We start from the raw sequence: 17,476 nt of genomic DNA, 5'->3' as shown, positions 1-17,476 counted from the left end.
CCCCGACCCGCATCCCGCTCCCCAGCCTAGGCGGGATCACCCTCGCGAGCGCGGGGATCACGGCAGTCGGACCGCACTGTGTCAGACGCGACGCCCCGGACCGACGCAATCCGGAAGGACCGTGTCAGACCGCGAGGACCTGGACCCCCGCCTCCTCGAAACGGCGCACCGCGTCCGCGCTCGCCGCCGAGTCCGTCACGAGCGTGTCCACCGCCTCCGCCGCGCAGATCCGGGCGAACGCCCGCTGCCCCAGCTTGCTGGAGTCGGCCGCCACGACCACCCGCTCGGCGCGCTCGCACAGCAGCCGGTTGATCGCGGCCTCCGCCTCGTCGTGCGCGGCGGCACCGTGCGCGACGTCGAAGGCGACCACGCCGAGCACCGCCACATCGAGGGTGATCTGCCCGAGCACACCGTCCGCGAGCGGCCCGATCAGCTCGTACGACTGCGGGCGCGCGACCCCGCCGGTCACCACGATCTTGAACTGGGGGCGCACGGCAAGCTCGTTGGCGATGTTGAGCGCGTTCGTGACGACGGTGAGCGCGGGGGAGCCGGATGTCAGATCGCTGCGCACGGCCAGGGCGCGCGCCACCTCGGTGGTGGTCGTGCCACCGGTCAGCCCGACCGCCTCACCCGGCGCGATCAGCTCCGCGACCGCCTTTGCGATCCGCTGCTTCTCGGAGGCGTGCCGGGCGGTCTTATAGCGCAGGGGAAGTTCGTACGACACCCCGTGCACGACCGCGCCACCCCGGGTCCGTACGAGCATCTGCTGCTCCGCCAGCTGGTCGAAGTCCCGCCGGATCGTCGCGGCCGAGACCTCCAGCTCGGCGGCCGCCTCCTCGACGTCCAGCCGGCCGCGCTCGACGAGCAGCTCCAGCAGCGCCTTCCAGCGGGCGTCCCGTGACATCCGCACTCCCCGATCCTCGACCGTGCCTCGAACTCCCGGCGACCCTAGCGCACCCAGGATGAGCTCGAATGCTTGATTATGCTCGAAAGTTGGCTATATCTTGCAAGAAAGAGCAGATCGCCTGGGGAGGGATCCGGCATGACCCATGTCGAGGACGAGCTGATCAGCCAGCCCGAGTGCTGGACGCGGGCCGCCGCGGAAGCGGCACGGCACGGAGGGGCGCTTCCGGTGGCGGGGGAGCGGGTGGCGATCGTCGGGTGCGGCACCTCCTACTTCATGGCCCAGGCGGCCGCCGCACTGCGCGAGGGAGCGGGCCAGGGCGAGACGGACGCCTTCGCCGCCTCCGAGTTCCCGTACGGCCGCTCGTACGACCGGGTCGTGGCCCTCACCCGCTCCGGTACGACGACCGAAGTGCTGGAACTCCTCGGCGAGTTGAGGGGTATCCGCACGACCGCGATAACCGCAGACCCGAACACACCGGTGATGACCGCCGCGGACGACGTCGTCGTGCTCGACTTCGCTGACGAACGGTCCGTCGTGCAGACCCGGTTCGCCACCACCGCGCTCACCCTGCTCCGCGCCCACCTCGGCCTGCACGCCGACTCGGTCGTCGCCGACGCCCGCACCGCACTCGCGACCCCGCTGCCCGAAGGGCTCGTCGACTGCACGCAGTTCACCTTCCTCGGCCGGGGCTGGACGGTGGGCCTGGCCAACGAGGCCGGACTGAAGATGCGCGAGGCCTCACTCGCCTGGACCGAGGCCTACCCGGCGATGGAGTACCGCCACGGCCCGATCAGCATCACCACCCGCGGCACGGCGACCTGGATGCTCGGCGAGGCACCCGAGGGGCTGGCCCAACAGGTCCGGGAAACCGGCGGGTTGTGGGTACCCGGCGATCTCGACCCGCTCGCCGAACTGGTCCGCGCCCAACGCCTCGCGGTCGCCGTCGCCGCGGCCCGCGGCCTCGACCCGGACCGACCCCGGCACCTCACCCGCTCGGTGATCCTGGCGCCCTGACGAGCCCCGAAGCCCTCCGCCGCATCCTCAGAAGGGAGAAGCCGTGCCCCTCGTCACCACCGGTGAACTCGTCACCCGGGCCGCCGCCGCACACTCCGCCGTCGCCTCCTTCAACATCATCACCCTGGAGCACGTCGAAGCCGTCATCGCCGGCGCCGAGGCGGCCGGCGCGCCCGTCGTCCTCCAAGTCAGCGAGAACGCGGTCAAGTTCCGCTACGGCCGGCTGCTCCCGCTGGCCCGTGCGGCCGTCACCGCCGCCGAACGCGCCGTCGTACCCGTCGGGTTGCACCTGGACCACGTCCAGAGCGACGACCTGCTGCGCCAGGCGGCCGACGCGGGATTCAGCTCCGTCATGTACGACGGGGCCCGCCTGCCCTACGAGCAGAACCTCACCGCGACCCGCACGGCAGCGGACTGGGCACACTCTCAAGGCCTGTGGATCGAGGCCGAGTTGGGGCAGGTCGGCGGCAAGACGGGCCAGCCCGCGCTGGACGCCCACGCGCCCGGCGCCCGTACCGACCCCGCCGAGGCCCGCGCCTTCGTGGCCGACTCCGGGGTGGACGCCCTCGCCGTGGCCATCGGCAGCACGCACGCCATGACCACCCGCACCGCCACCCTCGACCACGAACTCCTCAAACGCCTCTCCGCGACCCTCGACGTGCCGCTCGTCCTGCACGGCTCCTCGGGCGTACCCGACGACGAACTGGCCGCGGCGGTCGCGGGCGGCATAGCCAAGGTCAACGTCGGCACGGCCCTCAACATCGCGATGACGGGCGCCATCCGCGACTTCCTCGCCGCTCACCCCGAGGCGGTCGACTCCCGCAAGTACCTGAGCGTGGGCCGGGAGGCGATGGTACGGGCGGTGACCGACATCATCGGCACCCTCACCTGATCACCCCTTGACGGCCTTCAGCACCACGAACTTCGGGTCGCTGGCGACCAGTTGACTGTTGCCGAAGAGCTTGCGCAGCTTCACGTGGTAGCCGAGGTGCCGGTTACCGATCACCCACAGCTCACCGCCGGGGCGCAGCACCCGCTGCGCCCCGGCGAACATCCGCCACGCCGTCGCGTCGGTCGTCGCCTGGTGCGAGTGGAACGGCGGATTGTTGAGCACGAGGTCCACACTCCCGGCCGGCACCCCCGCCAGCCCGTCCCCGACCCGGAACTCGGCATGTCCCGGTACCCCGTTCGCCTTGTACGTCGCCTCCGCCGAGGCCACGGCCTGGAACGACTCGTCCACGAACAGCACCTCGGCCCCGGGATCGGCCACCGCCACCGCCGTACCGACGACCCCGTTGCCGCACCCCAGATCCACCACCCGCCGGCCACCGCCGGCCGCGGGCAGATGGCGGAGGAAGAACCGGGTGCCGATGTCCAGCCGGTCGGCGCAGAACACGCCCGCGTGGTTGACGACCGTGCGGCCCGAGACCCCACCGATGCCGTCGGGCAACGCGTAGGTGTACGGCCAGGGGTTGGCCGGCCGTTGCAGCGCGGGGTCGGGTGCGCAGAAGATCAGGCGGGCCTTCTTCTCGGCCGGCGAGGTGCGGGTCGGACCGAGGATCCGCTCGAACAGCCGGAGCGTCGAGGTGTGGATCTCCTTGACCATGCCGGTGCCGACGACGACCGTCCCCCCGCGCACCGCGGGCGCCAGCCGCAACAGCTGGTCCTCCAGGAGCGCCAGGCTCTTCGGCACCCGCACCAGCAGCACGTCCACCCGCTCCGGCGGCGGGTCCTGCGTGGTCAGCAGACCCACGGTCCCCGGTTCGACACCGTTGCGCGCGAGGTTGCCCTTCGTCGCCTCCTGTGCCAGGAACGAGTCCGTGATCTGCACCGGCCGCCGCCCGGCCAGCGCGGTGACCAGGGCGCCCCACCGGTCCCCGACGACCACCACCGTGCCATCCAGCAGCACCTTCTCCTCGACGAGATGCCTCAGCAGATACTCGTCGGAGGCGTCCCAGGCGCGCAGCCGGTCGCGCGGGTCCTCGGGGAAACGGGCCAGCGCGAGCTCGCCCCACGGCGTCGTCATACGGTCGTTCATCGTGCGTCAAGGCTAGCGGAGCCGCAGTTCAGGCCCGGTCGGGCAGGACGGGCAACAGGGACGTCGGGCGGTTTCGCCGCCCGAACCGGGGCCGTCCGGACGTAACGACGACGCGCTCCGGGTCAACGGCCCGTCGCTCGACGTAATCGCGGATCATGGGAGACTCGCCCTCATGAGCGGCAAGGCGGACCCCCGGCCGACGGGGGAAGGGACCACCTCGAGAACGCGGCTGGACCGGGGGCGCGGTGCGCTCGGGCCCGCGTTGGAGCTCGTGCACACCGGTCGCGCGCCCACCCGCGCCGTGCTCACCGCCGAGCTGGGGGTGACCCGGGCGACCGCGGGCGCGGTGGCCGCCGAACTGGAGGCCCTCGGGCTGATCCGCGTCGACGCCCGCCCCGGCGCGGCGGCCGGTTCCCAGGGCAGGCCCTCGCACCGGCTGGCGGTCGCCGACGACGGACCGGTCGTCCTCGCCGCGCAGGTGCACGCCGACGGCTTCCGCGCGGCGCTGGTCGGCCTCGGCGGGCGGATCGCCGCCACCACGCCGGGCTGCGAGATCGTCGACGCCGACCCGGCGAAGGTCGTCGGCTCGGTCGTGGAAGCCGGCGCCGAGCTGCTGCGCTCGACGGGCCGGCGCTGTGTCGGCGCCGGGCTGGCCGTGCCGTCCGCGGTCGCCGAACCCGACGGTCTCGCCCTCAACCCCCTGCACCTGGCCTGGCCCGTCGGCGCGCCGGTCCGCCGGATCTTCGCCGAGTGCGTGCGCGCGGCCGGGATCACCGGACCGGCCTTCGCGGGCAACGACGTCAACCTCGCCGCCCTCGCCGAGCACCGGCACGGCGCGGGCCGCGGCGCCCGCGACCTGCTGTGCGTGGCCACCGGACACCGGGGTGTGGGCGGTGCGCTGGTCCTCGACGGCCGTCTGCACACGGGCAGTTCGGGCCTCGCCCTGGAGGTCGGTCATCTCACCGTCAACCCCGAGGGCCGCCCCTGCCACTGCGGCAGCCGCGGCTGCCTGGACGTCGAGGCCGACCCGCTGGCCCTCCTCACGGCCGCCGGCCGCGACCCGGGCCCGGAGATGTCCCTCCTCAAGCAGGCCGACGACCTGGTCCGCAACCACTACGACGACCCGGCCGTCCGCGCCGCCGCCGAGGCCCTCATCGACCGCCTCGGCCTCGGCCTCGCGGGCCTGGTCAACATCCTCAACCCGGACCGGGTCATCCTCGGCGGCCTCCACCGCACCCTCCTGGACGCCGACCCCGACCGCCTGCGCGCCGTCGTCGCCGACCGCAGCCTGTGGGGCCAGAGCGGCAGCGTCCCCATCCTGGCCTGCACCCTCGACCACAACAGCCTGGTCGGCGCTGCCGAGTTGGCCTGGCAGCCGGTCCTGGACGATCCGCTCGGCGCGCTCGCCTGACTCCGGACGTCAGCCGACGGGTGGGCTCCGTCGGGTCTCCTCGACGGCCACGCGCAGCAGGCGCACCGACTCGTCCACCGCGTTGTCGGCGAGGTTGCCGTACCCGAGGACCAGACCGTGATCGGCGTGCTCGTCGGTGGCGTGATAGCCGGCGAGGTCGGCGACGCGCAGCGAGCGGGCGGCCGCGGCGTCGACCACGGCCCCGGTGTCCACGGTGGCGGGCAGGCGGAGGATGAGGTGGAGGCCGGCCGCGATGCCGGAGACCGGGGCGCCGGGGAGGTGGTCGGCGAGGGCCCGCACCAGCGCGTCGCGTCGCCTGCGGTAGCGCTGTCGGCAGGCCCGGAGGTGACGGTCGTGGCCGCCCGACTCCAGTAGCGCGGCGAAGGCGAGCTGATCGACCGTCGACGGCTGGGTCGCCGCCTGGTCGGCCCGGTGCAGGTGAGCGGTCCAGCGCGGTGGTGCCACGATCCAGCCGATGCCGAGTGCCGGGGACAGGATCTTGCTGAGCGACTTGAAGAGGACCACCCGGGACGGGTCCATGCCCTGGAGGGCCGCGACCGGGCGACGGTCGTAGCGGAACTCCGCGTCGTAGTCGTCCTCCAGTACGACCCCGTCCACCTGGCGGGCCCAGTGCAGAAGGGCGGCACGCCGCTCGGGCGCGAGCACGCTGCCGAGGGGGAACTGGTGCGCCGGAGTGGCCAGTACGGCCCTCAGTCCCGGATGGTCAGCCAGCTCGTCGGTGCGCAGACCGCCGGCGTCCGTGCGGATCGGCACCGGATCGAGGCCCGCGGCACGGACCACCTCGCGCAGCCGCGTCCAGCCCGGTTCCTCACAGCCGACGGCGGTGATGCCCTCGGCGCGCAGGGCATGGCAGACGCGCCGCACCCCGTCGGTCACGCTCGTGCAGACGGTCACGTCCTGCGGGGTCGTCGAGACGCCCCGGGAGCGGCCGAGGTACTCCGCGAGCGGCCGCCTCAGCCCGGGATGACCGCCGGGCGGCGGGTAACCGAACTCCGTGTACGGCGCGGTCGTCACCTGCGCACGGACGGCATCGGCCCACCGGCGACGCGGAAACGCGCGCAGGTCCGGCAGACCGGGCGCGAGGTCGAAACGGGCCATGGCCGCCTGGCGGGAAGCCGGTGGCCGGCCGTCGGCGTCGGGGGCGTTGGACCAGCGCACCCGGGTGCCGGAGCCGGTCTGCGCCTCCAGATATCCCTCGGCGACGAGCTGGCTGTACGCCTCGGTCACCGCCCAGCGCGAACAGCCGAGGTCGGCCGCGAGCTGCCGACTGGGCGGCAGCGCGGTCCCGACCTCGACCCGCCCCTCCCGGATCGCGGCACGCAGCGCCCGCTTCACCCGCTCGTGCAGCAGCCCCTCGCCGGGCTGTGCCAGGTGGAGCAGCAGATCGCCCGCCAGATTGGTCTGTGATTCCCGCATGGCATTGGACGGTAGCAGCGAGCCATTTCTCCGTAGCTTCGAATGCGTCGGTACGACAACCGGTCGGCCGGCTCCGACAAGCATCTGTAGGAGGGTGCCGTGACTCTCGTGAGGCGCTCACTGCCCGCTCAGGCCCACCCGGTGTTCCGTGCCGTGTTCGACGACTGGTACGCCAGGGCCGGCGCCCTGTCGGCCTTGCCGGACGCACCGGTCGTGCCGGACGAGCCCCGTCGACGGCGGCGTATCCGCTCCGGAAAGGTCCTCGGGACGTCCGCCGCGTGCCCTGAGTAAGCTCCGGGGCATGCGGATCTCCGTCTCCTCCGACATGGACGAACCCGTGGCGCGCGCACTCGTCGCGGAACTGACCGGGCGAGGTCACCAGGTGGTGACCCACGGCGCGCTCAGCCCGGGCGACGACCCCCAGTGGGCCGTGTGCTCGGAGGCGGCGGCCCGGGACGTCGTGACCGGCGCGGCCGACCAGGCCGTCGTCTGCTGCTGGACCGGCACCGGCGCGTCCATCGCCGCGAACAAGGTGCCGGGCGTACGGGCGGCCCTGTGCACCGACGCCTACACCGCGGACGGCGCCCGCCGCTGGAACGACGCCAATGTGCTCGCCCTCAGCCTGCGGCTCACCTCCGAGCCGCTGCTGAAGGAGATCCTCGACGCCTGGTTCGCGGGCGAGGCCAGCGAGGACGCGGAGGACCGGGGGAACGTGCGGCGCATCGAGCGGCTGGACCTCGGGAAGACCGCTCGTTGACCAAGGGTTCCCCGGTTACTGACACAGGCTCCACAGCGCTGCCACCAGCGGCCGCCGTAGATCCGCCCGCCGCACGCACAGCCCGATCGGGAACATCTCAGGCGCCGGGTCGGCCGGAACCACCGCCAACCGGTCGCGCACCGCGCTGTGTTCGAGTACGAGGCGAGGCACCACCCCGGTCCCGCAGCCCAGGGCGACCAGCGTCAACAGCCCTTCGTGGCCGTCCGGTTCGCAGGCCACGTCGGGTGCCGTGCCGCGGGCGCGGAACCAGCGGTCGGCGGCCTCGCGCACCAGCCCGCGGTGGGGGAGGACGAACGGTCCGTCGGGTCCCGGATCAGGGCGGTCCCGGGCCGTGACGAGGACCAGCTCGGTCACCGCCACCGTCCGGCCGGCCAGCGGCTCCGGCAGCCGCGTCGGGATCCCCGCCACGGCCGCGTCCACCTCGCCCTCGTCCAGCCGGGCCAGCGCGGCCGCCGCGTCACCGGTACGCAGGTCGAGCCGGACCTGAGGATGCGCGGCCCGGAACGGGGCCAACAGGTCGGGAAGCAGCGCCTGGCAGGCGGTCACCGTGGCGAACAAGGCCAGACGGCCGGTGAGTTGGGCCGGGTCCGGATGCTCCTCGCGGTAGGAGCGCCACAACTCCAGCGCCTGGACGGCGTATTCACGGAAGCGATGCCCCTCCGCCGTCAGCGACACCCCACGCGGCCCCCGCTCGAACAGCCGGTGCCCGAGGTCCGTCTCCAGCCGCTGCACCGTCCGCGTCAGAGTCGCCGGGCTGACATGGCAGTCGAGGCTGGTTCGCCCGAAGTTCAGCGTCTGCGCCAGATACAGGAAAAGCCGCAGCTCCCGATGATCGTCACGCATGCGCTCACCTGGCCCTTTCGGTTCCTGCAACAGCGCGCTGCACAAGTTGCGCTTGCTGCAACGCTCGCCGCGAGCCTACAACTCGACCATGACCTCCACCACGTACACCTCCCGCGTCTTCCCCCTCGAGACGATGGACGTCCCCGGCGGCACCGAGACCATCCTGCGCGGCGGCCGGCACCTTTTCCCGCTGCTGCCGCAGGCCTTCGCCGGGGTGCGCCGCATCGGCGTGATCGGCTGGGGCCCGCAGGGCCGCGCCCAGGCCCTCAACCTGCGCGACTCCCTCTCCGGCACGGACATCCGGGTGGCCGTCGGGCTGCGTCCGGGCTCCGCGTCCGCCGCCGACGCCCGCGCGGTCGGCTTCACGGAGGAGGACGGCACGCTCGGCGACTGGCTCGCCGTCGCCGCCGACAGCGACCTGCTGATCCTGCTCATCGCGGACGCCGCCCTCGCCGCCCACCACCGGGAGATCTTCGCGGTCCTCAAGCCGGGCGCGGTCATCGGCCTCTCGCACGGCTTCCTGCTCGGCCATCTCCGGGAGACGGGCGGGGAGTTCCCCGCCGGACACGGGGTGATCGCCGTCTGCCCCAAGGGCATGGGCGACTCCGTGCGGCGCCTGTACCAGCAGGGCGAGGAGATCAACGGCGCCGGGATCAACAGCAGTTACGCCGTCCACGCAGACCCCGACGGCCGGGCCGCCGACCTCGCGCTCGGCTGGTCGGTCGCGCTGGGATCGCCGTACACCTTCCGCACCACGCTCGACAGCGAGTACCTCTCCGACATCGTCGGCGAACGCGCCATCCTGCTCGGTGCCGTCCACGGCATCGTCGAGAGCCTCTGCACGCGCTTCCGCCTCGGCGGGGACGACGAGGTCACGGCGTACGAGCGGTCCTGCGAGAACATCACCGGGCCGATCGCCCGCACCGTCTCGCGCTCGGGGCTGCGCGCGGTGCGCGAGGGCCTCGACGCGGCCGGCCGGGACGTCTTCGACCGGGCGTACACGGCCACGTACGGGCCCGCGCGCGAGATCGTCGCCGAGATCTACGACGAGGTGGCCGACGGCACCGAACTGCGCAGCGTCATCCTTGCCGAACGGCGCCTGGGCGACCGGCCGATGAGCGAGATCGGAGGCTCGCCGATGTGGGCCGTCAGTGACCGTGCGCACGGTCGGCGCGGCGAACACGAGTTGCCCGTCGACCCGTTCACCGCCGGCGTGTTCATCGCCACCATGACCGCGCAGATCGACGAGTTCGCCGAGCGCGGCCACCCCTGGTCGGAGATCGTCAACGAGTCCGTCATCGAAGCCGTCGACTCGCTGCTGCCCTACATGCACGCCCGCGACGTCGCCTACATGGTCGACAACTGCTCCCGCACCGCCCGCCTCGGCACCCGCCGCTGGGGCCCGCGCTTCCAGGCGGCGTACGAGCAGATCGCGTACCCGGCCGCCGAACACCCGGCGGACGAGGCCCTGTTGACGGCCTTCGACACCCACCCCGTGCACGAGGCCCTGGCCGCGGCGGCGAAACTGCGTCCCTCCGTGGACATCTCCGTCGCCTGAGACGGTCCCCCAAGGCCGTTGTCAGTGGCGGGCGCTAGCCTGCGGGCATGATCGAGACGACCGGCGACGACCGCACCTTCCCGCCCGCTCTGGCCGAGGTGGCCCGAGTGGAGTTCGAGTACGACGAGGACGGGGGCGTCGACTTCGAACCCTACGAGGCCTTCGACTCCGCCGAGGAGACCACCGACTGGCTGCGCAACTGGACCGGCAACCACGAACTGGACGGCGACGCCTACCGGGTGTTCGCACAGGACGGCACCGGCGGTCTCGTCGCGCTCTGGATGGCCCGGCCGGGGCGACCGCTCGCCGAGCAGCCCGTGGTGTTCCTGGGCTCGGAGGGCGAGCGCGGCGTCGTGGCCGGGAGCCTCTCCGACTTCCTGTGGGTGCTGGCCGACGGCGTCGGGCCGCTGGAGATCGTGGAGTTCGAGCAGTTCGAGGGTCGCCCGAACACGGCACTGACCGACCTCGCCCAGCGGCACGCCACCACCCCGCGCCGCACCGCCCGCGAGATCGTCACCGAGGCACAGACCGAGTTCCCGGCCTTCTCCGACGACATCGACGCGCTCTGCCGCTGAACATCCGGCCGTCTCACCGCCAGTCGGCGGCGAACGCCCGGCCGGGGTTCTCGGTGAGGACACGGTCCATCAGCTCCTCACTCAGCTCCAGCACGAGCCGCGGGCGGATGCGGCGCAGCAGATACGGCATCCCGGGTCCGCCGTCGACCGAACGGGCCCCGGCGACCACGGTGTCTCCGCCGAGCAGCAGCCGGTGTCCGTAACCCGCCTCGGCCAGTGCACGCACGGCGTCCGGCATCCGCCAGTCGGTGGCGTGGTTGGCCCGCGACGGGCCGTCGAACGCCAGATAGGCACCCGCCTCGGCGGCCTGCCGCTGGACCACCAGGTCGGGGGAGCGGTTGAGATGCCCGAGCACCACCCGCCGCGGTTCCACCCCCAACCGGCCGCACAGCAGGTCGAGTACGTCGAGCGCGCCCGTCCCCAGCTCCAGATGGACGGCGATGGTCGCGCCCGTCGCATGATGGGCCTCGGCCGCGGCGGTCATCGTCCAACGGGCGTGCGCGTCCAGGGCGTGGAAGCCGCCCGCGACCTTGATCAGCCCGGCCCGGACCCCCGACGTCCCGATTCCTTCGGTGAGCTCCGAGACGAACACCTCGGCGAGCTTGCCGCGCACCTCTTCGAGCAACTCCGCGGTGTAGTGGGCCGCTTGGTGCAGCCCGGTCGCGCAGACGAGATGCACTCCGGAGGTCCGGGACAGGGCGGGCAGATCGGCGGCCCGTCGTCCCATCCCGTACGGCGTCCACTGGACGACACTCCCGCCGCCCACCGCACGGAACGCGGCCAGCTCCGCCCGCGCGGCCGACGCGTCGTTCAGCTCCTGCCCGGGCAACTGCGGGCTGCGGATGAAGAGATGGTCGTGCGCGTCGCACACACCCAGCTCCTCCGACCGAACATCCCCCAGCACCGTACGGACGGCGCTCACCACTGCCGACCCCGCGGCAGCCGGCCCAGCCCCGGCGCGGACAGGTGCAGCACCTGGAACACATCCCCCTCGGCCTTCGGCGCGTCCTGCTCCCAGAGCGAGAAGTGCACCAGCTCCCAGCGGCTCGTGTCCACGGCGGCCGCGGCGAGCACGGCACCGTCGGCACCGGCCAGCCGCTCGGTCTCGCCCACCACCCCGGCCATGACGTCGGCCAACTCCACGCCGTCCGGGACGGGTTCGCGTCGCCGCACCGCGAACCGCGCCGAACCGCCGACGGCGCCGCCCTCCTCGTAAGCCAGTCCCGTCCACTGCCGTACCGCCGGCCGCCCGAAGTCGTTGCTGAGCCTCTGGAAGGCGCCTCCCCAAAGAAAGGTGTTCATGCCCTCCATGGTGTTCCAGAGGTAGAACGGCGCGTACTGGTTCACCGGCGACCCGAACCGCCCGCGCTCGCGCAGCAGATACGCCTTGACGCCGAGGCCCTCCCAGTCGTCCAGCAGATGCCCGACGCGGGCGACCCGCTCGCGGACGACGGTCGTGTCGTAGTCGGCGGGCAGGGTCAGCTCGTACTGCATGGCGTGCATCCGATGCCTCCTCAGGCGGGATAGTCCTCGGCGCCGACGTGCGCGTCCCACTCGGCGGTGGTGCCGTCCTCGGCGGCCTCGACGACCGCGAGATGCGTCATGAAGGTGCGCGGCCCGGCGCCGTGCCAGTGCCACTCGCCCGGCTCGATCCACACCGTGTCGCCGGCCCGGATCGCCTCCACGGCACCGCCCTTGCGCTGCACCAGCCCCTCGCCCTCCGTGACGTACAGCACCTGGCCGTGCGGATGCCGGTGCCAGGCGGTGTGCCCGCCGGGCGCGAAGTGGACGTTGAACATGCGCAGCCTGGACGGCGCCGGGGGCGCGGCCATCTCGTCCAGCCACACCTGCCCGGTGAAGTTCTCCGCCGGGCCCTGCCGGGTGTCGGGGCGCTTCCTGGTGATGTGCATCTACGGGGCTCCTAACGTGGGGCAAGCAGGGAGAGCAGTCCGCGGACACCGGCGTCGAAGGCGGCGGGGGAGCCGGAGGCGCGCGCGAGGACGTAACCGCCCTGCACGGTCGCCAGAACAGTCGCGGCGATCTCCTCACCGTCCAGCAAGGGCGCGAACTGGCCCTGCTCCTTGCCCTCTTCGACGATCCCGGCGATCAACTCGCGGATCGCGTCGAGCGTCTCGTCGACCGGTGCACGCAGCTCGTCGCTCGCGATGACGTCCGGGTCCATCGTCAGCCGGCCGACCGGGCAGCCGCGCAGTACGTCGCGCTCGCGCAGCAGATACGCCTCGATGCGTTCGTACGGCGTCCCCGGCCCGGTGAGTACTCCCTCGGCGGTGGCCCGCAACTCCTCGGCCGTACGCCGGATCGCCGCCAGCGCGAGTTCGGGCTTGCCCTTGAAGTGGTGGTACATGCTGCCCTGCCCGGCACCCGCCCGCTCCAGGATCGCCTTGGGGCTGGTGCCCACGTAACCGCGCTCCCACAGCAGCTCACGGGTGGACTCGATGAGTCGGTCGGAAGTGCTCATGAACCAACTGTACATACTAGTAGTTACAGAAGTCGAGCCCCTGAGGAGCAGCCCAGACGACCCCGCGTACTCCCCGCGCGGTACGCGCACTGCCGCTGGCCGTACGACGCCCCGGACCCCTCCCCGGCGCGAGTCTCGAACCATCACCACCGGACCCGACTCAGGAGATGACCGAGATGCAGACCCTCGCAGACTGGAACGGCGGCCCCGGCCCGTGGATCCTCTTCTTCCCGCTGATCTGGGCGGCCGTCGTGATCGGCGTCGCGACCGTGCTGCGGCGCACCGTCCGGCGCGGCCGCCGCGGACCGTGGCGCGCCATGGACGACCCCCGCCCGTCCGGCGACTCGCCCCTCGCCGTGCTCGGCCGCCGCTTCGCCTCCGGCGAGATCGACGAGGACGAGTACTGGCGCCGGCTCTCCGTCCTGGACGAGCAGTTCGGCCGCACCGTGGGCAAGGGCGGTGCGGCATGACCGCCACCACCGTGCGGACGGCCGCGCGGGTCGTCGACGCCGTGAAGGTGTACGGCCGAGGCGACACCGAGGTGAGGGCCCTGGACGGGGTGAGCGTCGACTTCCCGGTCGGCCGCTTCACCGCGATCATGGGGCCCTCGGGCTCCGGCAAGTCCACCCTGATGCACTGCGCGGCCGGCCTCGACACGCTCACCTCGGGGACCGCCGCCATCGGCGACACCGACCTGGGTGCCCTCGACGACCGCCGCCTCACCCTGCTGCGCCGGGACCGGGTCGGCTTCGTCTTCCAGGCCTTCAACCTGGTGCCGACCCTCACCGTCGCCGAGAACATCACGCTGCCCCTCGACCTCGCGGGCGGCAAGGGTGAGCCGGAGTGGCTCGACGCCCTGGTCGACGTCGTTGGCCTGCGCGACCGTCTGCACCACCGCCCCTCCGAACTCTCCGGCGGCCAGCAGCAACGCGTCGCCGTGGCAAGGGCGTTCGCCGGGCAGCCGGACGTCGTCTTCGCCGACGAGCCCACCGGCAACCTCGACTCGCGCTCCGGCGAGGAGGTCCTCGGCCTGCTCGGCCGCGCCGTGCGCCAGACGTCCCGCACGGTCGTCATGGTCACCCACGACCCGGTGGCCGCCGCCCACGCGGACGAGGTCGTCTTCCTGGCCGACGGGCGCCTGGTCGACCGGATGGCATCCCCGACCGCCGACCGGGTCCTGGACCGCATGAAAGCCTTCGAGGTGCCCTCATGAACGCCGCCGTACGCCTGAGCGTGTCCTCCCTGCGCGCCCACAAGCGCCGCTTCGCCGGTACGTTCCTCGCGGTCTTCCTCGGCGTGGCGTTCCTGGCCGGCACCCTCGTCATGGGCGACACCCTGCGTGCGAGCTTCGACACCATGTTCGGCAACGCGACCAGCGGCACCGATGCCGTCGTCCGCAGCGCCGACACCATCACCGCGCCGGGCGAGAGCCAGGGCGTACGCCAGCCGGTCCCCACGGCCCTCGCCGGCACCCTCGACAAGGTGCCGGGCGTCGCCGCCGCCGAGCCCGACATCGAGGGCGCCGGCCAACTCGTCGGCAAGAACGGCAAGCCGATCGGCGGCCAGGGCCCGCCCACCCTCGCCGGCAACTGGATCACCGACCCCGAGCTCAACCCGTATCGACTCGCCGAGGGCCGGGCCCCGCAGAAGTCCGGTGAGGTCGTCGTCAACCGGGGCGCGGCCAAGAAGGGCGACCTCCAGCTCGGCGACACCACGACCCTGCGCACGCCCGACCCGGTCAAGGTGACGGTCGTCGGCCTCGCGACCTTCGGCGGCGAGGACGGCATGGCCCAGGTGACCTTCACCGGCATGACCCGCGCCGACGCCGAGAAGTACCTCACGGCACGCCCCGGCGAGGCGGCGAGCATCAAGGTGCGGGCAGGCCCCGGCGTCGGCCAGAAGGAACTCGTCGACCGCCTGACCCCCGTACTCCCCAAGGGAGTCGAAGCCATCACCGGCCAGGAGTCGGCCCAGGAGAACACCGACATGATCTCCAGCCAGTTCCTGAGCATCTTCACCACCCTCCTCCTGGTCTTCTCCGGCATCGCCCTCCTGGTCGCCACCTTCTCCATCCACAACACCTTCGCGATCGTCGTGGCCCAACGGACCCGCGAGAACGCCCTGTTGCGCGCCCTCGGCGCCTCCCGCCGCCAGGTCACCGCGACGACCCTCGTCGAGGCCACCGCCGTGGCCGTGACCGCCTCCGCGGCGGGCCTGGCGGGCGGCATCGGCATCGCGGCCGGCCTGCAGGCACTCTTCCCGGCGATCGGATTCCCGTTCCCCGGCGGCGACTTGGTGGTCAGTGCCCTGTCGATGGCACTCCCGCTGGCCGTAGGCATCGTGGTCTGCCTTGGCTCGGCCCTCCTCCCCGCCGTACGCGCAGGCCGCACCGCCCCCCTGGCGGCCCTCCGCGAAACGGCCGTGGACACCTCCGCCGCCTCCCGCCCCCGCGCGGTCACCGGCATGGGCATCGCGGCCCTCGCCGTCGCGACGACACTCAGCGGCGTCCTGGTCTCACCGTCCCTGTGGATGGCGGCACTTGGCGCCGGGCTGGCACTGGTGGCGTTCGTGGTCCTCGGCCCGGTCGCCTCCACGACCGCGGTACGCGTCCTCGGCGGCCCCCTCGACAAACTCCGCGGCGTCACCGGCGGGCTGGCCCGGCGCAACGCCCTGCGCAGCCCCAAGCGAACCGCCGCCACGGCGAGCGCCCTGATGATCGGCGTGGCCGTCGTCTCGCTCTTCACCGTCTTCGGCGCCTCCCTGAAGGCGACGATGGACCAGACGGTCTCCCGTTCCTTCGCGGGGGACGTGGCAGTGAGCACCCCGTCCTTCGGAGCGGGCGGCAGCGGCCTGAGCCCCCGTCTCGCCGGAGCGATCCAACGACTGCCCGAGGTCGACACGGCAGTGGGCCTCGGCCGCGGAGTCGCCGAAGTCGACGGCAAGGGCGGGCGTTGACGGTCACCGACCCCGTCGCCCTGGACCGCACCTTCGACCTCGGCAAGGTCGACGGCTCACTGCGCGACCTCGGCACGGACGGCATCGCGATCACCCGCACCGAGGCGGCGAAACAACACCTCGCCACCGGCTCCGAAGCCCGCCTCACCTTCACCGACGGCAAGCAGCGGACCTTCACGGTCCGTGCGATCTACGGACAGTCCGAACTCGCCGGCGACTACGTCATCACCCGCGCGGCCTGGGCCCCGCACCGTACGCAGGACTCCGACACCCTGGTCGCGGTCTCCTTCAAGGACGGCGTCGACACGGCCACGGGCAAGGCGGCGGTGCAGAAGGTCGCGGCGCAGTACGGCAACCCCGAAGTCCAGACCCGGGACGAGTACGCGCAGTCCTCGGCCGGCGGCATCGACATGATGCTGACCCTGATCTACGCGCTCCTCGCGCTCGCGGTCCTGATCGCGCTCCTCGGCATCGCCAACACCCTGACCCTGGCGGTCCACGAACGCACCCGCGAACTGGGCCTGTTGCGCGCGGTGGGCCAGACCCGCCCCCAACTGCGCGCCATGGTCCGCTGGGAGTCGATCCTGGTCGCCGCCTTCGGCACCACAGGCGGCCTGGGCCTGGGCGCCTTCCTGGGCTGGGTCCTGGTCAAGGCCTCGGACGGCGCCGGCGACACGGCCTTCGCCTTCGCGATCCCACCGGTACAACTCCTGATCGTCGCCCTGGTGGGAGTGACCGCCGGCGCCCTCGCGGGCCTACGCCCGGCAAGTCGAGCGGCCCGCCTGGACGTACTGCGGGCGATCGCCACGGAGTGAGCAACCGGATGGTCGACGCGGGTCAGGACGCCCCCGAGGACGACCGATCCGTCAGTACCGTCACCGCCCGGTCAGCCTGCGACGGCCGACCGGGCGGGAGCGTGCGCGGACCTGTGGGCGTCGACCCCGTGGTCGACGTCCACGAAGCGATGCGCGGGCTTCTCCGTCGTCCGGCGCAGCGGCCGGGCCGGCGGTGCGGTGGCCGGCGAGGTCGCCGGCAGGGTGAACCACACGACCTTCCCCGACTCCCCGTCCGGCCGTACCCCCCAGCTCTCGCTCACCGCGGCCACCATGGCGAGCCCACGGCCGCTGGTCGCCGAGGTCTCCACGTCCCGCACCTCGGGGAGGCGGGGGTCGTGGTCGTGCACCGAGACCGTGAGCCGGTCCAGCAGGAGCTCGATCTCCACGGTGCACGTCTTGTCGGGCTGGGCGTGCCGGTGGACGTTGGTCAACAACTCCGTCACACCGAGCGCCGCCCGGTCTATGAGGGGGTCCAGATGCCAGTAGCGCAACTGCGCTGAAAGGATTCTGCGGACCTGGCCGATCCGCGACGGCAGGGCTTGGAGCTCCACCGTGCAGTGCCTGCTCGGGTGACTGATCACTGCTGCGACTCCCCGACTTGAGGTCCGGAAGAACACGGAGTTCGGATCCAGCGGCGTGCCGGTC

At 72.6% G+C, this 17,476-nt stretch carries 18 protein-coding genes and 1 pseudogene; 10 read left to right on the top strand and 9 right to left on the bottom strand.

Annotated elements, in window-relative coordinates; translation table 11 throughout:
- Window positions 1-124: 124 nt before the first annotated feature.
- Window positions 125-904, bottom strand: coding sequence for a DeoR/GlpR family DNA-binding transcription regulator (locus tag ACQEWB_RS03650; protein WP_432826953.1), 780 nt, complete (start codon window positions 902-904; stop codon window positions 125-127).
- 138 nt (window positions 905-1,042) lie between these two features.
- On the opposite strand from ACQEWB_RS03650, the gene ACQEWB_RS03645 reads away from it, so the two are divergent.
- Both ACQEWB_RS03645 and ACQEWB_RS03640 read left to right on the top strand, forming a co-directional pair.
- The gene (locus ACQEWB_RS03645) at window positions 1,043-1,921 is read left to right on the top strand and encodes an SIS domain-containing protein (RefSeq protein WP_432826951.1); all 879 of its coding nucleotides are present in this window, start codon (window positions 1,043-1,045) and stop codon (window positions 1,919-1,921) included.
- Window positions 1,922-1,964: 43 nt separating this feature from the next.
- The gene (locus tag ACQEWB_RS03640; RefSeq protein WP_432826949.1) at window positions 1,965-2,813 is read left to right on the top strand and encodes a class II fructose-bisphosphate aldolase; all 849 of its coding nucleotides are present in this window, start codon (window positions 1,965-1,967) and stop codon (window positions 2,811-2,813) included.
- Here the strand turns inward: ACQEWB_RS03640 and ACQEWB_RS03635 are convergent, their stop codons facing one another.
- Window positions 2,814-3,947, bottom strand: a complete 1,134-nt coding sequence (locus tag ACQEWB_RS03635) for a methyltransferase (protein WP_432843629.1) — start codon at window positions 3,945-3,947, stop codon at window positions 2,814-2,816.
- 184 nt (window positions 3,948-4,131) lie between these two features.
- Here ACQEWB_RS03635 and ACQEWB_RS03630 point away from each other — a divergent pair, with 184 nt between their 5' ends.
- Window positions 4,132-5,370 (top strand): ROK family protein, encoded by a 1,239-nt coding sequence (locus ACQEWB_RS03630; protein WP_432826947.1) that lies wholly within the window; start codon window positions 4,132-4,134, stop codon window positions 5,368-5,370.
- Window positions 5,371-5,379: 9 nt separating this feature from the next.
- Here ACQEWB_RS03630 and ACQEWB_RS03625 read toward each other — a convergent pair whose 3' ends face one another.
- On the bottom strand, window positions 5,380-6,807 hold the full coding sequence (locus ACQEWB_RS03625; protein ID WP_432826945.1) for a PLP-dependent aminotransferase family protein: 1,428 nt from the start codon (window positions 6,805-6,807) through the stop codon (window positions 5,380-5,382).
- Between the two features lie 99 nt (window positions 6,808-6,906).
- On the opposite strand from ACQEWB_RS03625, the gene ACQEWB_RS03620 reads away from it, so the two are divergent.
- Together ACQEWB_RS03620 and ACQEWB_RS03615 are read left to right on the top strand one after the other, a co-directional pair.
- Entirely contained in the window at window positions 6,907-7,098 is a 192-nt protein-coding gene (locus ACQEWB_RS03620) for a hypothetical protein (protein ID WP_432826943.1), read from the top strand.
- Window positions 7,099-7,108: 10 nt separating this feature from the next.
- Window positions 7,109-7,564 (top strand): RpiB/LacA/LacB family sugar-phosphate isomerase, encoded by a 456-nt coding sequence (locus ACQEWB_RS03615; protein ID WP_432826941.1) that lies wholly within the window; start codon window positions 7,109-7,111, stop codon window positions 7,562-7,564.
- Between the two features lie 15 nt (window positions 7,565-7,579).
- Here ACQEWB_RS03615 and ilvY read toward each other — a convergent pair whose 3' ends face one another.
- On the bottom strand, window positions 7,580-8,428 hold the full coding sequence (ilvY, locus tag ACQEWB_RS03610) for an HTH-type transcriptional activator IlvY (RefSeq protein ID WP_432826939.1): 849 nt from the start codon (window positions 8,426-8,428) through the stop codon (window positions 7,580-7,582).
- Window positions 8,429-8,516: 88 nt separating this feature from the next.
- On the opposite strand from ilvY, the gene ACQEWB_RS03605 reads away from it, so the two are divergent.
- Together ACQEWB_RS03605 and ACQEWB_RS03600 are read left to right on the top strand one after the other, a co-directional pair.
- Complete coding sequence (locus tag ACQEWB_RS03605; RefSeq protein WP_432826937.1) at window positions 8,517-9,986, top strand: ketol-acid reductoisomerase; 1,470 nt, start codon at window positions 8,517-8,519, stop codon at window positions 9,984-9,986.
- 47 nt (window positions 9,987-10,033) lie between these two features.
- Complete coding sequence (locus ACQEWB_RS03600; protein ID WP_432826935.1) at window positions 10,034-10,561, top strand: SMI1/KNR4 family protein; 528 nt, start codon at window positions 10,034-10,036, stop codon at window positions 10,559-10,561.
- Window positions 10,562-10,574: 13 nt separating this feature from the next.
- Here the strand turns inward: ACQEWB_RS03600 and ACQEWB_RS03595 are convergent, their stop codons facing one another.
- The 4 genes from ACQEWB_RS03595 to ACQEWB_RS03580 are packed head-to-tail and all read right to left on the bottom strand — an operon-like array spanning window position 10,575 to window position 13,055.
- Window positions 10,575-11,483, bottom strand: coding sequence for a phosphotriesterase family protein (locus tag ACQEWB_RS03595; RefSeq protein WP_432826933.1), 909 nt, complete (start codon window positions 11,481-11,483; stop codon window positions 10,575-10,577).
- On the bottom strand, window positions 11,480-12,064 hold the full coding sequence (locus ACQEWB_RS03590) for a DUF4865 family protein (protein ID WP_432826931.1): 585 nt from the start codon (window positions 12,062-12,064) through the stop codon (window positions 11,480-11,482). The genes ACQEWB_RS03595 and ACQEWB_RS03590 overlap by 4 nt, the downstream gene beginning before the upstream one ends.
- Before the next feature lie 11 nt (window positions 12,065-12,075).
- Window positions 12,076-12,471: a (R)-mandelonitrile lyase gene (locus tag ACQEWB_RS03585; RefSeq protein WP_432826930.1), complete on the bottom strand. Its 396-nt coding sequence runs from the start codon at window positions 12,469-12,471 to the stop codon at window positions 12,076-12,078.
- Between the two features lie 11 nt (window positions 12,472-12,482).
- Window positions 12,483-13,055 carry a TetR/AcrR family transcriptional regulator gene (locus tag ACQEWB_RS03580; RefSeq protein ID WP_432826928.1) on the bottom strand — a complete coding sequence of 191 codons (573 nt, stop codon included), beginning with the start codon at window positions 13,053-13,055 and terminating at the stop codon, window positions 12,483-12,485.
- Window positions 13,056-13,216: 161 nt separating this feature from the next.
- Between ACQEWB_RS03580 and ACQEWB_RS03575 the strand changes: the two genes are divergently transcribed.
- The 3 genes and pseudogenes from ACQEWB_RS03575 (at window position 13,217) to ACQEWB_RS03565 (ending at window position 16,810) form a co-directional block, all read left to right on the top strand.
- A complete protein-coding gene (locus ACQEWB_RS03575; RefSeq protein WP_432826926.1) occupies window positions 13,217-13,510 on the top strand; it encodes an SHOCT domain-containing protein in 294 nt (97 codons plus the stop codon).
- A complete protein-coding gene (locus ACQEWB_RS03570) occupies window positions 13,507-14,253 on the top strand; it encodes an ABC transporter ATP-binding protein (protein ID WP_432826924.1) in 747 nt (248 codons plus the stop codon). The genes ACQEWB_RS03575 and ACQEWB_RS03570 overlap by 4 nt, the downstream gene beginning before the upstream one ends.
- A pseudogene (locus ACQEWB_RS03565) lies at window positions 14,250-16,810 on the top strand (ABC transporter permease). Before ACQEWB_RS03570 ends, ACQEWB_RS03565 begins: the two are co-directional and overlap by 4 nt.
- 71 nt (window positions 16,811-16,881) lie before the next feature.
- Here ACQEWB_RS03565 and ACQEWB_RS03560 read toward each other — a convergent pair.
- Window positions 16,882-17,412, bottom strand: a complete 531-nt coding sequence (locus ACQEWB_RS03560) for an ATP-binding protein (RefSeq protein WP_432826922.1) — start codon at window positions 17,410-17,412, stop codon at window positions 16,882-16,884.
- Window positions 17,413-17,476 lie beyond the last annotated feature (64 nt).

Source organism: Streptomyces sp. CA-249302 (assembly GCF_050936785.1).
Classification (GTDB): Bacteria; Actinomycetota; Actinomycetes; order Streptomycetales; family Streptomycetaceae; genus Streptomyces.
The sequence above is the reverse complement of the archived record's forward strand: the minus strand, read 5'-3'. Positions and strand labels throughout refer to the sequence as shown.

Bases quoted from the DNA above. Each gene is read 5' to 3' on its own strand.
- ACQEWB_RS03650 (WP_432826953.1), bottom strand. From the start codon at position 904: ATGTCACGGGACGCCCGCTGGAAGGCGCTGCTGGAGCTGCTCGTCGAG.
- ACQEWB_RS03645 (WP_432826951.1), top strand. From the start codon at position 1,043: ATGACCCATGTCGAGGACGAGCTGATCAGCCAGCCCGAGTGCTGGACG.
- ACQEWB_RS03635 (WP_432843629.1), bottom strand. From the start codon at position 3,947: ATGACGACGCCGTGGGGCGAGCTCGCGCTGGCCCGTTTCCCCGAGGAC.
- ACQEWB_RS03630 (WP_432826947.1), top strand. From the start codon at position 4,132: ATGAGCGGCAAGGCGGACCCCCGGCCGACGGGGGAAGGGACCACCTCG.
- ACQEWB_RS03625 (WP_432826945.1), bottom strand. From the start codon at position 6,807: ATGCGGGAATCACAGACCAATCTGGCGGGCGATCTGCTGCTCCACCTG.
- ACQEWB_RS03615 (WP_432826941.1), top strand. From the start codon at position 7,109: ATGCGGATCTCCGTCTCCTCCGACATGGACGAACCCGTGGCGCGCGCA.
- ilvY (WP_432826939.1), bottom strand. From the start codon at position 8,428: ATGCGTGACGATCATCGGGAGCTGCGGCTTTTCCTGTATCTGGCGCAG.
- ACQEWB_RS03605 (WP_432826937.1), top strand. From the start codon at position 8,517: ATGACCTCCACCACGTACACCTCCCGCGTCTTCCCCCTCGAGACGATG.
- ACQEWB_RS03600 (WP_432826935.1), top strand. From the start codon at position 10,034: ATGATCGAGACGACCGGCGACGACCGCACCTTCCCGCCCGCTCTGGCC.
- ACQEWB_RS03590 (WP_432826931.1), bottom strand. From the start codon at position 12,064: ATGCACGCCATGCAGTACGAGCTGACCCTGCCCGCCGACTACGACACG.
- ACQEWB_RS03585 (WP_432826930.1), bottom strand. From the start codon at position 12,471: ATGCACATCACCAGGAAGCGCCCCGACACCCGGCAGGGCCCGGCGGAG.
- ACQEWB_RS03580 (WP_432826928.1), bottom strand. From the start codon at position 13,055: ATGTACAGTTGGTTCATGAGCACTTCCGACCGACTCATCGAGTCCACC.
- ACQEWB_RS03575 (WP_432826926.1), top strand. From the start codon at position 13,217: ATGCAGACCCTCGCAGACTGGAACGGCGGCCCCGGCCCGTGGATCCTC.
- ACQEWB_RS03570 (WP_432826924.1), top strand. From the start codon at position 13,507: ATGACCGCCACCACCGTGCGGACGGCCGCGCGGGTCGTCGACGCCGTG.